General features: G+C 68.7%; 12 protein-coding genes. 4 read left to right on the forward strand and 8 right to left on the reverse strand.

What is annotated here, in order from left to right; translation table 11 throughout:
- Positions 1–222: 222 nt before the first annotated feature.
- A complete protein-coding gene (locus DA1_RS24525) occupies positions 223–1,113 on the reverse strand; it encodes a LysR substrate-binding domain-containing protein (protein ID WP_016450106.1) in 891 nt (296 codons plus the stop codon).
- Positions 1,114–1,177: 64 nt separating this feature from the next.
- On the reverse strand, positions 1,178–1,576 hold the full coding sequence (locus tag DA1_RS24530) for a hypothetical protein (protein WP_034390837.1): 399 nt from the start codon (positions 1,574–1,576) through the stop codon (positions 1,178–1,180).
- A gap of 716 nt (positions 1,577–2,292) precedes the next feature.
- Here DA1_RS24530 and DA1_RS24535 point away from each other — a divergent pair.
- Positions 2,293–4,371: a bifunctional 2',3'-cyclic-nucleotide 2'-phosphodiesterase/3'-nucleotidase gene (locus tag DA1_RS24535; protein WP_034390839.1), complete on the forward strand. Its 2,079-nt coding sequence runs from the start codon at positions 2,293–2,295 to the stop codon at positions 4,369–4,371.
- Between the two features lie 109 nt (positions 4,372–4,480).
- On the opposite strand, the gene DA1_RS24540 is transcribed toward DA1_RS24535, so the two are convergent.
- The gene (locus DA1_RS24540; RefSeq protein WP_034390840.1) at positions 4,481–5,101 is read right to left on the reverse strand and encodes a PaaI family thioesterase; all 621 of its coding nucleotides are present in this window, start codon (positions 5,099–5,101) and stop codon (positions 4,481–4,483) included.
- A 105-nt stretch (positions 5,102–5,206) separates the two neighbouring features.
- Between DA1_RS24540 and DA1_RS24545 the strand changes: the two genes are divergently transcribed.
- Positions 5,207–5,713, forward strand: coding sequence for a MarR family winged helix-turn-helix transcriptional regulator (locus DA1_RS24545; protein WP_034390841.1), 507 nt, complete (start codon positions 5,207–5,209; stop codon positions 5,711–5,713).
- Between the two features lie 36 nt (positions 5,714–5,749).
- Positions 5,750–7,033, forward strand: coding sequence for an MFS transporter (locus DA1_RS24550; RefSeq protein WP_012203827.1), 1,284 nt, complete (start codon positions 5,750–5,752; stop codon positions 7,031–7,033).
- A gap of 30 nt (positions 7,034–7,063) precedes the next feature.
- On the opposite strand, the gene DA1_RS24555 is transcribed toward DA1_RS24550, so the two are convergent.
- The 5 genes from DA1_RS24555 to radC form a co-directional block, all read right to left on the reverse strand.
- Positions 7,064–7,723 carry a Smr/MutS family protein gene (locus DA1_RS24555; RefSeq protein WP_013803859.1) on the reverse strand — a complete coding sequence of 220 codons (660 nt, stop codon included), beginning with the start codon at positions 7,721–7,723 and terminating at the stop codon, positions 7,064–7,066.
- A 68-nt stretch (positions 7,724–7,791) separates the two neighbouring features.
- Complete coding sequence (locus tag DA1_RS24560; RefSeq protein ID WP_051940546.1) at positions 7,792–10,362, reverse strand: TonB-dependent siderophore receptor; 2,571 nt, start codon at positions 10,360–10,362, stop codon at positions 7,792–7,794.
- A 98-nt stretch (positions 10,363–10,460) separates the two neighbouring features.
- On the reverse strand, positions 10,461–11,453 hold the full coding sequence (locus DA1_RS24565) for a FecR family protein (protein ID WP_034390843.1): 993 nt from the start codon (positions 11,451–11,453) through the stop codon (positions 10,461–10,463).
- An 8-nt stretch (positions 11,454–11,461) separates the two neighbouring features.
- Complete coding sequence (locus DA1_RS24570; RefSeq protein WP_034390845.1) at positions 11,462–11,974, reverse strand: sigma-70 family RNA polymerase sigma factor; 513 nt, start codon at positions 11,972–11,974, stop codon at positions 11,462–11,464.
- 49 nt (positions 11,975–12,023) lie between these two features.
- Positions 12,024–12,704 (reverse strand): RadC family protein, encoded by a 681-nt coding sequence (gene radC, locus DA1_RS24575; protein ID WP_034390847.1) that lies wholly within the window; start codon positions 12,702–12,704, stop codon positions 12,024–12,026.
- Positions 12,705–12,800: 96 nt separating this feature from the next.
- Between radC and DA1_RS24580 the strand changes: the two genes are divergently transcribed.
- A complete protein-coding gene (locus DA1_RS24580; protein ID WP_012203830.1) occupies positions 12,801–13,271 on the forward strand; it encodes an FKBP-type peptidyl-prolyl cis-trans isomerase in 471 nt (156 codons plus the stop codon).

Consider the following 13,271-nt stretch of genomic DNA (forward strand, 5'->3'; position numbering starts at 1 on the left):
GCGACCCCTTCGCTGCGCTGCGGGGCAACCTGCGTCGGGCCGCCTGCGGGGTTCGCCGCAGAACTCACTGCGCGCTGCGCGCTCCGTTCAGACAACTGCGGCGAGTCAGTTGACGAAGCAGTCCTGTCCTTCGGCAGGACTGCAACCCCGCAGGCGGCCCGACGCAGGCGCTGACATACGGGGGGTGGGCTCGGGCCTTTGCTGCGCTCGGCCTGGTGTTTTTTAGCGGGGCATGTTGGTTCTGGTGGCGGGGGCCAGTTGCGCCGCGAACTCGCGCGCGGCCGCACTGTAGCTGGCGCCTCGGCGCCACAGCAGGCCTGCCGTGCGGATGAGCTGGGGGGCGACCAGGTGGATGGCCACCATGTCCGTGGCCTGCTGGGCGGCGCGTTCGGGGACGATGGTGGCCATGTCGCCCCAGCGGCACAGCGCGATCAGCGATTCCACCGAGCCCATTTCCGCGCGCAGCAAGGGCGTGACGCCTGCGGTGCGCAGTCCGTCCTCGATCAGGCTGCGCGTGTAGAACGTGCGCGGCAGCAGGGCCAGGGGCACGCCGGCCAGCGACTTGACGGACAGCGTGCGGCGCCCGGCCAGTGGGTGCGATGGGTTGACCAGCAGCATCATGCGTTCGTCGAACAGCGGCAGCGCGTCCAGCTCGGCGCGCTGGGGCGGGTGAAAGCTCACGCCCAGGTCCAGGCTGCCGTCCAGCAATCCCTGCTCCACGGGCGGGGCCAGCAGCTCGATCACCACCACGTTGACCTTGGGATAGGCGCGCATGAAAGCCGCCACGGCCGGGGCGACCAGGGTGTTGAGGAAGGTGGGAATCACGCCGATGGTCAGCGTGCCGGTCTGCAGCTCGCTGAGGTCGGCCAGCGCCATGCGCCCGGCCTCCACCTCATGCAGCGCACGCTCCGCATAGTTGCGGAACACCACTCCGGCCTGCGACAGCTTCAGCCCCCGGCCAATGCGCTCGAACAGCGCCATGCCCAGCTCCTCTTCCAGTTGGCGCAGTCCATGCGAGAGCGTGGACTGCGTGACATAGAGGTTTCTGGCCGATGTCGTCAGGTGCTCGGTCTTGGCGATATCGACAAAGTAGCGCAGCTGGCGCAGTTCCATGGGTGAAGGCAAGGGGGTGTTCGGCGGGCCAGTTTCTCACAGAGATACGGGCGCGCCGTACAGTTCACTCGCCGTCGTCCTGGTCCACGAACTCCACCAGCTCCGGCAGCATCTCCAGTTGCTGGATGGCGTCCTTGAGCCGCAGGCCAAAGCGTGATTCCGGCCGCCCGAAGGCGCCCTGCGCCAGCCGCAGCGCCGCCGTTGCCTTGATCCACTCCACCTCGAAGGCATAGCGGTCCGCATGCTGCTGGACACTCATGCGCTTGATGTGCTCCAGCGCCAGTTCCACGGCGCAGTCCACATCGATTTCACTGTCGTCCCTGTCGGGATCGTCGACCATCAGATCGATCAACTGCTGCAGCGTGCTCTGCACCAGGCCCAGCGACGCATGCATGGCCTGCCGCCAGGTGGGAAGAAAAGGTGGTTGGGGAGGGGCCGCCTGAGCGGCGATGAGGGGGTGCATATCTTGGTTCCTGCGTGAATCAAGAGAACCACTCGCTACCCTACGACAGGCGACGGGTGGACGGGATGTTCGTAACACGCACGCAGACGTGCGGCCATCCTTGCGGGTAGGCCCATCCCGTCCAAAACCGATCGAAGCGAATGCGTGCTGACGCACCCGCCCCAGGTATCTGGACATGACAAAGCCCCCTTTAAGGTGGGGGCTGCACCTCTACGTGTTTGGTGTTACGACACACCAAGCCTTTCGGCTCGCCGCAAGTTTAACGGCTGCGTATCAAGAAACCGGGCCGAGCGCAGCGAAGGCCCGAGCAAGCTCCCCGTATGTCAGCGCCTGCGTCGGGCCGCCTGCGGGGTTGCAGTCCTGCCGAAGGACAGGACTGCTTCGTGATCTGACTCGCTGCGGTTGTCTGAGCGGAGTTCACGCAGTGAACGCAGCGAGTTCCGCAGCGAACCCCGCAGGTGGCCCGACGCAGGTTGCCCCGCAGCGAAGCGAAGGGGTCGCGGACATCCGGGTCGCCTTTTCTTGGCCTACGTTCTTTTGGCGAAGCAAAAGAAGGTAGGTCGGCCGCCGGGCCGAAACCCGGCCTCGAAAAACAACCCCCCGGCAGGGACAAAAAACGGCACTGGGCCAAGACCAGAACAAGCCCCCCCACCTGTCACACCCCTGTAAACCCCCACCACCACACTCACCCCCTTCACCATCCCCACAAAAACCACATGCCGCTGAGCAAACTCCCCACATTGCAATCCCTGCTCCTGTCCCGCCGCCTGGCGCTGAGCGTCCTGGCCAGCGCCGCGCTGGTGGCCGCCTGCGGTGGCAGCGACAGCAACGACAGCACGACGCCCCCGGTGGCCAGCCAGCCCGCGACGGCCACGCTGGCCGTGCTGGAGACCACGGATCTGCACTTCAATGTGCGCAGCTATGACTATTTCAAGCTGGCCGAGGATGCCTCCTACGGCTTCGAGCGCACGGCCACGCTGGTGCGTGCGGCGCGCAAGGAGTTTGCCAATACGCTGCTGGTGGACAACGGCGACACCATCCAGGGCACTGCCCTGGCCGATTACGAGGCCGAGGTGGCCAAGATCCCCTGCACGCAGCAGCTGTCCATGTACAAGGCCATGGGCGCTCTGGGCTTCGATGCGGGCACGCTGGGCAACCATGAGTTCAACTACGGCCTGCCCTTCCTGAACCAGGTGCTGGGCGGCGGCCTGGATGTGGACGGCGTGGACAAGGCGCTCAAGTGCGCGGGCAATGGCTTTCCCATGGCGCTGTCGAATGTCTACAGCAGCAAGACCAAGCAGCCGCTGGTGCAGCCCTACGTGATTCTGGAGCGCAAGATCGCTGCCAAGGACAAGGATGGCAAGGCGGTGGAGCTGCCCATCAAGATCGGCGTGATCGGCTTCACCACGCCGGGCATCATGAACTGGGACAAGCGCTATCTGGAAGGCAAGCTCTACACCGAAGGCGCCGTGGAGTCCGCCCAGAAGTACCTGCCCGAGATGCGCGCCAAGGGCGCCGATGTGGTGGTGGCCATGCTGCACGGCGGCCTGGACGGCGCGGCCTACTCGCCGACGATGGAGAACCCCGGCCTGCACCTGAGCAAGGTGGCCGGCATCGACGCCATGGTCATGGGCCACCAGCACAGCGTGTTCCCCGATGCGGCGGCCACGCCGGCGTTCACGCAGGCGGGCGTGGACAACAAGGCGGGCACCATCAACGGCGTGCAGTCGGTGATGGCCAGTTCCTGGGGCAAGGCGCTGGGCGTGATCCAGCTGGCGCTGAAGTGGGACGGCAAGCAGTGGAGCGTGGACAAGAGCGCGGGCAAGAGCGAGCTGCGCAATATCCAGACCGGCAAGGACGCTGCAGGCAAGGCCACCTACGTGGCCGTGGACCCGACGGTGGCGCCGCTGATCGAGAGCCAGCACCAGGCCGCCATCCAGTACGTGAAGACGCCCATCGGCAGCACGGATTTCCGCATGAGCACGCTGTTCGCCGATGTGGGCGACCCGGGCGCCATCCAGATCGTCAACCAGGCGCAGCGCGACTATGTGGCCGACTATGTGAAGGCCAGCCTGCCGCAGTACGCGCAGCTGCCCGTGCTGTCGGTGAGCGCGCCGTTCAAGTCGGGCTTCCAGGGCGGCGCCGACTACACCGACGTGGCCGTGGGCCCGCTGGCCATCTACAACGCGGCCGACCTGTACCTGTACCCCAATACCGTGTATGCGGTGAAGGTGAATGGCGCCGACATCAAGGACTGGCTGGAGGCCGCCGCCAAGCGCTTCAACCAGATCGACCCGGCCAAGACGGGTGAGCAGCAGCTGATCAGCACCTTCCCGGGCTACAACTTCGACATGTTCACCACGGCCGATGTGCAGTACGAGATCGACGTGACCCAGCCCGTGGGCAGCCGCATCAAGAACCTGCAGTACCTGGGCAAGGCCATCGACCCGGCGCAGGAGTTCGTGATCGCCACGAACAACTACCGCGCCACCAGCGGCAAGAGCTTCATCGCCAAGCTCGACGGCTCCAGCGCCATCTGGGCCTCGCCGGACGCCAACCGCGACGTGGTGATCGGCTACGTGCGCAAGAAGGGCAGCATCACGCGCGCTGCCAATGGCGCGGCCAAGAGCTGGCGCTTCACCAAGGTGGCCACCTCGGCCAACGTGGTGTTCAGCTCCGGCGCCAACGCGCTGCCGGTGGCGCAGGCGGCGGGCCTGGCCAACATCTCGCTGGTGGCGGCCGATGACGGCTCGGGCAAGGGCACGTCCAAGTACCGCCTGGATCTGTCGAAGTAAGCCGGACCGACCATCAAAAAGCCCCGTGCCTGGCGCACGGGGCTTTTTGCATTGGTGGCGGCTTTCTGCGTGTTGAACGTGTTGAGCGTGCTCGGCTTGTTCAGCGTGCTCACCGAGCAGGAGGCATCTCGAACACCAGGCAGGTGGTGGTGGCGTGGGCGTAGAGCGTGCCATCGGGGCCGACCAGGCGCGCCTCGGCCGTGGCCAGCTGGCGGCCGCAGTGCAGCACGCGGCCTTCGGCGCGCACGCGCGGCACGCGCGGGGTTAGGGCCTTGACCAGGTTCACCCCCAGCTCGGCCGTGGTGTAGCCCCGGCCCGGCGGCATGCAGGTGTGGACGGCGCAGCCCAGCGCCGAGTCCAGCAAGGTGGCGAACCAGCCGCCGTGCACCGTGCCCATGGGGTTGAGGTGGTTGGCGCCGGGGCGGCCCTGGAAGACGGCGCTGCCTTCGCCCACGGAGATGAGCATGAAGTCCAGCGTGCGTGCAATGGGCGCGTAGGGCAGCTCGCCGCGCAGCATGGCCTGCATCAGCTCCAGCCCGCTGCGGCCTGCGACCTGGTCGGGGCGCGATACGCCTGCGCCGGGGCCGGCGTCCAGCCGGAGGGTGACCGCCTGTTCCTCGTCCAGCCAGGCTTGCAGGGCAGGGGAGATGGCGCCGGAGGTGGCGCTGGAGATGGCGCTGGAGGTGAGGCTGTGGGCGGCCTGCTCCGGGGAGTGGGTGCGGGTGTCCATGGAATGTCTCTCTTTCATTGGGAAAAGTGCGGGCGCCAGGCTGTCTGGGATGGCGGCGTGGATATTATTGTATCTACAACAGTTGTATATGCAATAATCTGCGCCATGCCAGTGAATCCAGACATCCTCGCCGTGCCCCAGGGCTGCACCAACCACCGCGTGCGCCAGCTCATGCGCAGCGTGGGCCAGGTGTATGACGCCCATCTGAACGAGACGGGGCTGCGCATCACGCAGTACTCGCTGCTCAGCCACGTGCTGGCCGCCAGTCCGGTGCGGCCCTCGGACCTGGCGCGGCGCATGCGCATGGACGCCTCGACGCTGACGCGCAACCTCAAGCCGCTGATCGACGCCGGCTGGGTGCGCATGGGCCAGGGCGAGGACCAGCGCAGCCGCCTGGTGCACATCACCGACGCGGGCCAGGCCAAGCGCGAAGAGGCCAAGCAAAGCTGGAAGACCGCACAGAACGAGCTCAACGCCCGCGTCGGCCTGGAGCGCGTGGCGGCCCTGCATGCGCTGATCGACGAATGCCTGGTGCTGCTCGATGGCGGCAATGGCGATGGCGCTGGTGGTGGCGCTGGCGACGGCAACGCTGCAGACGGCCCGCAGGCGTAGGCCCTACCGAATTCCCAACCCCCCGAAGAGACTCCCATGCTCTCCAACTCCACGGCGCGCTGGCTGCAGCGGCGCGGCATCCACTACGGCTGGCTGGTCGCGGCCATCACTTTCCTCACCATGCTGACCATGTCGGCGGCGCTGGGCCTGCCGGGCGCCATGCTGCAGCCGCTGTCGCGCGAGTTCGGCTGGAGTACGGAGCAGATATCGAGCAGCCTGGCGCTGCGCTTTGCACTGTTCGGCCTGCTGGGGCCGTTTGCGGCCGTGATGATGGAGCGCTTCGGCCTGCGTGCCGTGATGTGCATGGGCCTGGCCCTGGTGGGCGGCGCCATGGCGATGGTGACGCAGGCCACGCAGCTGTGGCATCTGTTTTTGCTGTGGAGCCTGCTGCTGGGCATGGGCACGGGCCTGACGGCGCTGGTGCTGGGCGCCGTGGTGGCCAACCGCTGGTTTGCGGCGCGGCGCGGGCTGGTCATCGGCGTGCTCACGGCCAGTGCGGCCACGGGGCAGCTGGCCTTCCTGCCGCTGGCCGCCTGGATGATCGAGCACTGGGGCTGGCGCTCGGCCACGGTGCCGGTGTTCGTGGCCAGTGCCCTGATCGCGGTGCTGGCCCTGCTGTTCGTGCGGGACCGGCCTTCGGACCTGGGCCTGGCGCCCTTTGGCGGCGATGCATCAGCCCCGCCGCCGCCGGCCATGGCCATGAACTTCGGCACGCCCTTCAAAGTGCTGGCCGAAGCCGCGCGCAACCGCACCTTCTGGCTGCTGGCGGGCACCTTCTTCATCTGCGGCCTGTCCACCAACGGCCTGGTGCAGACGCACTTCATCTCGCTGTGCGGCGACAACGGCATGGGCGCGGTGCCCGCCGCGTCGGTGCTGGCCATGATGGGGGCCTTCGACTTCGTGGGCACCGTGCTGTCGGGCTGGCTGTCGGACCGCTACGACAACCGCAAGCTGCTGTTCTGGTACTACGGGCTGCGCGGCCTGTCGCTGTTCTGGCTGCCGCATTCGGAGTTCACCTTCTACGGCCTGGGCCTGTTCGCCATGTTCTACGGGCTGGACTGGATCGCCACGGTGCCGCCCACGGTCAAGCTCACGGCCCAGCATTTCGGGCCGCAGAAGGTGGGGCTTGTGTTCGGCTGGATCTTCGCGGCCCACCAGCTGGGCGCGGCCACCGCTGCCTGGGGCGCGGGCCTGACGCGCACGTTGCTGCTGACCTATACGCCCGCGCTGTATGCGGCCGGCCTGGCCTGCCTGGTGGCGGCGGTGATGGCGCTGGTGATAGGGCGGGCGCGCAAGGCGGCGGCGGTGGCCGCGGCCTGAGCCCCATCACCGTTCACGCCATCCGCGCCCTCAGTACAGCTGGCGCTTGCCCGGCTGCAGCAGGACGACCAGGGCGCCCGCGCCACCTTCGGCCGGGCGGGCCTGCACAAAGGCCAGCACTTCCTTTTTCTGCACCAGCCAGCGCAGCACGCGGCCCTTGAGCACGGGGGTCTTGCCCGGCGAGCCCAGGCCCTTGCCGTGCACCACGCGCACGCAGCGTATGCCGGTGCGGTGGGACAGGCGGATGAACTGGCCCAGCGCCTCGCGCGCCTCGTCCACGCGCAGGCCGTGCAGGTCCAACTGGCGCTGGATGCTCCACTGGCCGGCGCGCAGCTTGTGCGTCACGTCCAGGCCGATGCCGGGGCGCCGGAAGCTGAGCTGGTCGTCGGTGTCCAGCAGGGTGCTGACGTCGAACTCGTCGCTCATGGCCTCCTGCAGCACGCGCTGCTCGTCCAGCTCCAACTGCAGGGGCAGCGGCTCGGGGGGCTCGGGGGCATGGAGGTGGCGGGCGTGCGCGGACTTGAGCGCATGCACCGGGCCCACGGTGTTTTCGAACAGCTTTTGCTCGGCCAGGAGGCGGCGCGCCGCCTCGGCGCGCTGCTGCTGGAGCAGGGCCTCTTGGGCGGCGGCTTCGGCCAGTGCGCGGCGCACTGGCGCGAGGTCCTGCAGGCTGGTGGCTTTCAAAGTCATGGTGACGCCGGTTGTACCGCAATTTCGGCACCCCGGCGGCCATGGCGCCCTCTCAATGGCCGGCGAGCCTAGAAGCGATAGCGGGCGCTGACCTGGACGTTGCGCGGCGCGCCATACATGCCCGAATACCACCAGCCCGACATGGCCGCTATGTACTTGCGGTCGAACAGGTTGTTGACGTTCAGCGTCAGCGACAGCTGGTCGCTCACGTCATAGCGCGCCATGAGCCCGGCCACGGCGTAGGAGGCCTGGCGTGCGCTGACCTGCTTGCCGACCTGCCAGGCTTCGCCGCTGTACTCGATGCCGCTGCTCCAGTTGACGCCACCGCCCAGGGTGAGGCGGCGCCATTCGCCGGGCATGCGGTAGGTGGTCCACAGGCGGGCCATCTGGCGCGGGAAAGTGGTGTTGATGCGCTGGCCCGTGGCGTCTTCGGAGGCGCTGAAGTTGTAGGAGGCGGCAATCGACCATTGGCGGTTGATGGCGCCGTTGACTTCCAGGTCCAGGCCCCGCGTCTTGGCGCCCTTGATGGCGCGCGAGGCGGTGGTGGTGGTGCCCGGGATGAACTGGCCGGGATCGGACTCGGCCAGGTTGTCCTGGCGGATGAGGTAGACGGCGGCGCTGGTGGCCAGGCGCCCGTCCAGGAATTCGCTCTTGATGCCGGCCTCGTAGGTGTTGCCTTCCTGCGGGTCCAGGAAGGAGCCGTTGCGGTCGCGCGAGGTCTGCGGGCTGTAGATGGTGGCAAAGCTGGCGTACAGCGTGTGCTGCGGGTTCAGCGTGTAGACCAGGCCTGCGTAGGGCGTGAACACGCGGCGTTCGGACGAGGGCGAGGTCTGGTGGTATCCGTCCGTGGTGTCGGTGCGGTAGTCGCTGTCGTAGTTGAACAGCTTGCCGCCCACGATGAGCTTGAGGTCGTCGGCCAGCGCGAAGCGGCCGGCGCCGTACAGGCTGGTCTGGCGGCGCGTGCTGTCGAAGACCACGAAGCGGTCGCCGAACACCGGGCTGCCGCTGCTGTCCCACTGGTAGATGTTGACGGGCTTGTTGCGCAGGCCCGTGATGTCGAAGCTGCCGTCGGTCAGGCTCTGGAAGTCGGTGTAGTCGAAGCCCAGCACCGCCTCGTGCTCGCGCCCGCCCAGGTTGAAGGGGCCGCGCAGGTTGATGTCCACGGATTTGTTGCGCAGCCGGTAGTCACGCCGCTCGGCGTTGAGCGACAGGCCATCGCCGGTCTCCCGGTCGAACAGGCTGTTGTTGACGGCCAGGTAGACCGCGTCTTCGCGCTGGTTGGAGCGCAGGTAGTTGGCCGAGAGCTTGAGCTGCCATCGGTTGGCCAGCGCCTGCTCCAGCGTGACGAAGGCGCTGGTGGAGTCGGTGTTGAAGCGGTTGTCGCGGCTGGCCGGGTTGAAGGAGACGGGGAAGTCGGTCTGCCGCCCATCACTGCTGAACAGCGGAAAGCCCAGGTAGGCCATGGAGCCGCGCGAGCGGCCGCGCTGGTGGTCCAGCCCGGCGGTGAGCTTGAGCGTGGAGGTGAGGTCGGCCTCGATCACGCCATAGAGCACGTCTTTTTTCTTGCTGTAGAAGTCGATGTGGCTGTCGCCCTCCTGGTGCACGGCGACCAGGCGGCCGCGCACGCTGCCCGAGGCGTTGAGCGGCGAGGACAGGTCCAGCACGCCGCGCCGGTTGCCCCAGGAGCCCACGCTGGCCTCGGCCGAGCCCTGGAACTGCGCCGTGGGCTTCTTGCGCACCATGTTGACGATGCCGGACGGATCGCCCGCGCCCGTGGTCAGGCCCGAGGCGCCGCGCAGCACCTCGATGCGGTCGTACAGCGCCATGTCGGCAATGCTTTGCGTGGGCAGGGCGTCCAGGCCCAGGAATTCGGTGTGCGTGCTGACGCCGTCGAGCTGGTAGTTGGTGATGGGGTAGCCGCGCGCATTGGCGTTGCTGCGCTCGGTGCCCAGCGCCGAGGTGGAGATGCCCGGCACGCGCGCCAGCACGTCGCTGATGCTGGTGAGGTTTTCGTCCTCCATGCGCTGCTGGGTCATCACGCTGACCGACTGCGGCGTGTCGCGCACGCTCAGCGCCAGGCCCGTGGCCACGCCGCTGGGGCCGCGCGCGGTGTAGCTGCCCGTGCCTTCGGTCGTGCCTGCCCGGTCGGCCTGGGCGACCACCTTGACCTCGGCCAGCGCATGGTCCTGGGCGCGGCCCGGCGCTGCCGTGGCCGTTGACGCCGCGGGCGCGGCGGCGGAGGCCAGCACCGTGAGCGTGCCCTGGGGCGTGCGTGCCAGCCGCAGCCCGCTGTCGGCCAGCGCCAGCTGGGCGGCCTGCTCCACGCTGTAGCTGCCCCGGATGGCGGGCGCGCGCTTGCCGGCCAGCAGGGCCGGGTCGGCGCTGATGCTGCGCTGGGCCTGACGGGCGATGCGCGCCAGCGAGTCGTCCAGCGCGCCGGCGGGCAGGTCCCATTCCAGCGTGGCGGCTGCCTGCGATGTGCTGGCCGCCGCCGGCTGTGCCCAGGCCTGCGGCGGTGCGGACAGCGACCAGGCCAGCGCGGCGGCCACGGGCAGCAGCAGCGAGGGCGGGCTCAGCCTGCGGTGTGCGGGCGTGCTGCCAGGCTGCGGGATACGGAGAGGGCGGCGTGCGGAGGCCATGGAGTCGGAGGTCCTTGTCGTTGCGGTGGAAATGAAGGGCTTTCATTCCGTATGTGCGACAAGGGCGGCAAAACCCCTCACGCGGCGCAAAAAAAGACTCAAGCGGGCCGGTCTCGCACGTCGATCACCGTCAGCCAGTCCCCCCAGCGGCGCACGCTGACGGGATGGGTGTCCACCAGGTCCTGCAGCACCTGGTCGGGCCGGGCCAGCTGGAACACGCCGAAGATCCGCAGGCGCGCGGCCTCGGGGCTGATGCGGATGATGCCGGCCTGGTAGGGCCGCAGCGCGTCGATCACCTCGCCCAGCGGCTGGTCGCGCACGTCGATGACGCCGTCGGCCCAGGCGGCCGGCGCCAGGTGGGCGGTGTCCTGCGTGCGGATGCCGTCGGCGTCGATCCAGGCGCTGCGGCCCTCCTGCAGCCGGTGCTGCCGGCCGTTCAGGCTGGTGAGCAGCACGCTGTGCTCCAGCACATGCACCAGGGTGCTGCCCTCTGCCTGGCGCACCATGAAGCGCGTGCCCAGCGCCTGGGCCGTGCCCTGGGCGCTTTGCACGACAAACGGGCGCAGGGGCTGGCCCGGCGCGCTGGCAGCCACCTGCGCCAGCAGCGCGCCTTCGCGCAGGCGCACCAGGCGGCGGGTGTCGCTGTAGGCAATGTCGGCGGCCGAGCGGGCGTCCAGTTCGATCTCGCTGCCGTCCGGCAGCCGGTGGTGGCTGCGCTGGCCGGTGCCCGTGCGCAGGTCGGCGGCCAGCGTGGTCAGCGGTGTTTGCCGGTGCACCAGCCATGCCGTGGCGGTGCTGGCCAGCAGGGCGGCCAACCCACCGCGCAACAGGCTGCGCCTGCGCGCGGCCTTCGGGATGGGCGCCACCAGCGCCTGCAGGCCCAGGGCCGCCGTGCCCCCGCCCTGCCGGCGCAACTGCACAAGGGCGGGCTCCACCCCGGCGGACAGGCGTTGCTGCACCATGGCCCAGGCCTGGGCATGGCCGGGCGACTGGCGCAGCCAGTGGGCGAAGGCGCGGCGGTCGTCATCGCTGGCGTGGCCCGAGTCCAGACGCACCAGCCAGTCGATGGCCTGATCGGTGGCGGCATCCATGCAGGCGATCAGCCGGGGAAGGCCAGCGGCGAGAGGTACAGGTGCACCAGGGCCTGCTTCATGTAGCGCTCCACCGTGGCAATGGACACGGCCATGGCTTCGGCGATCTCGGCGTGCCTGAGGCCGTCGAGCCGGCGCAGCAAGAAGGCCTGCCGCACCTTCGGGGGCAGGCCGTCCAGCCATTGGTCCAGGGCCTCGATGGCTTCGCGCACCAGGGCGTAGTCCTCGGGGGAGGGCGCCACTTCCTCGGGCAGCGTGGCCAGCGCATCGAGCCAGGCCTGCTCCAGTTCGCGCCTGCGCCAGAAGTTGTAGAGTACCCGCTGGGCCAGCGTGGTCAGGTAGGCGCGCGGCTCCTGGATGGCATGGGCCTGCCGGGACGCCACCACGCGCTCGAAGGTGTCGTGCGCCAGGTCCTCGGCCTGGTGGGAATTGCCCAGCTTGCGCCGCAGCCAGCCGTGCAGCCAGTCATGGTGGGCGACGTAGAGCGTGTGCACCGGGTCGGCGGTGGACGGGGAGGGCATGGTGCAGCGGTTTTGCAAATGAGAATTTTTCTCATTTTACAGAGTCTGCCTACATCAGCCCCTCGCTGGCCATGGACAGCGAGGCACCGGGCGCCACGATCACATGGTCCAGCACCTGGATGTCCACCAGGCCCAGGGCGGCCTGCAGGCTCTGCGTGACGGCCTTGTCGGCGGCGCTGGCCTGGACCTGTCCGCTGGGATGGTTGTGGGCCAGGATGACGGCGCCCGCATGGTGGTTCAGGGCGCGCAGCACCACCTCCCGGGGGTAGACGCTGGTGCGCGTGAGCGTGCCCCGGAACATTTCTTCCAGCGCGATCAGCCGGTGCTGGCCGTCCAGGAACAGCACGGCGAAGACCTCATGCTGGCGCGCCGCCAGGTGCAGCTGCAGGTAGCGCGCCACGGCCTCGGGCGAGGCCAGGGCCGGGCGCTCGCGCAGTTGCTCGGCCATGGCGCGGCGCGCCAGTTCGAGCACGGCCAGGAGTTGTGCGCACTTGGAAGGCCCCAGCCCCTTGATGGCCTTCAGGTCGGCGTGCCCGGCCTGCAGCAGCCCGGACAGGCCGGCCCGGCCGGGCAACTGCAGCAGTTCCTGGGCCAGCTGCAGCACGCCCTTGCCGGCCATGCCGGTGCGCAGCACGATGGCCAGCAGTTCGATATCGGAAAGCGCCGAGGGGCCGCGCGCCGCGAGCTTTTCGCGCGGCTGGGCCTGGGCGGGCAGGTCTTTGAGAGCCATGGTTCAGCCAGGTGGGGGCGCCGCAGGGACACCGTTGCACGGGGCGTGGGGGCATGGATGTTTTTCTACAATACGGGCCAGTTTATCGGGACTTCCATGACCTCTAGCGCTTCTTCCTCGGCCCTCCCCACGGTCCAGACCGGCTCGTTCCTCACACTGCACTACCGCCTGTCCGGGCCTGCAGGCGATGTGATCAACACCTTCAACGACAAGCCCGCCACGCTGTCCCTGGGCGCGGGCGAGCTGTCGCCCGCCGTCGAGCAGCGCCTGCTGGGCCTGGCCGAAGGCACGCGCACCACATTCGAGATGCCGGCCGGCGAAGCCTTTGGCGAGCGCAACGGCGACATGATGCAGTGGGTGGCGCGCAAGCTGATGAACGAGCTGGGCGACCCGCACGAGCAGTACGCGCCCGGCGACGTGGTGCAGTTCCCCACGCCCGACGGCCTGGGCAGCTACGCGGGCGCCGTGGTGCAGGTGCGCGAGGACGGCGCCGTGCTGTTCGACTTCAACCACCCGCTGGCGGGCCAGCCGGTGACGTTCGAAGTGCAGATCATCGGGGTGCTCTGA

This window comes from Delftia acidovorans NBRC 14950, from assembly GCF_001598795.1.
Classification (GTDB): domain Bacteria; phylum Pseudomonadota; class Gammaproteobacteria; order Burkholderiales; family Burkholderiaceae_C; genus Comamonas; species Comamonas acidovorans.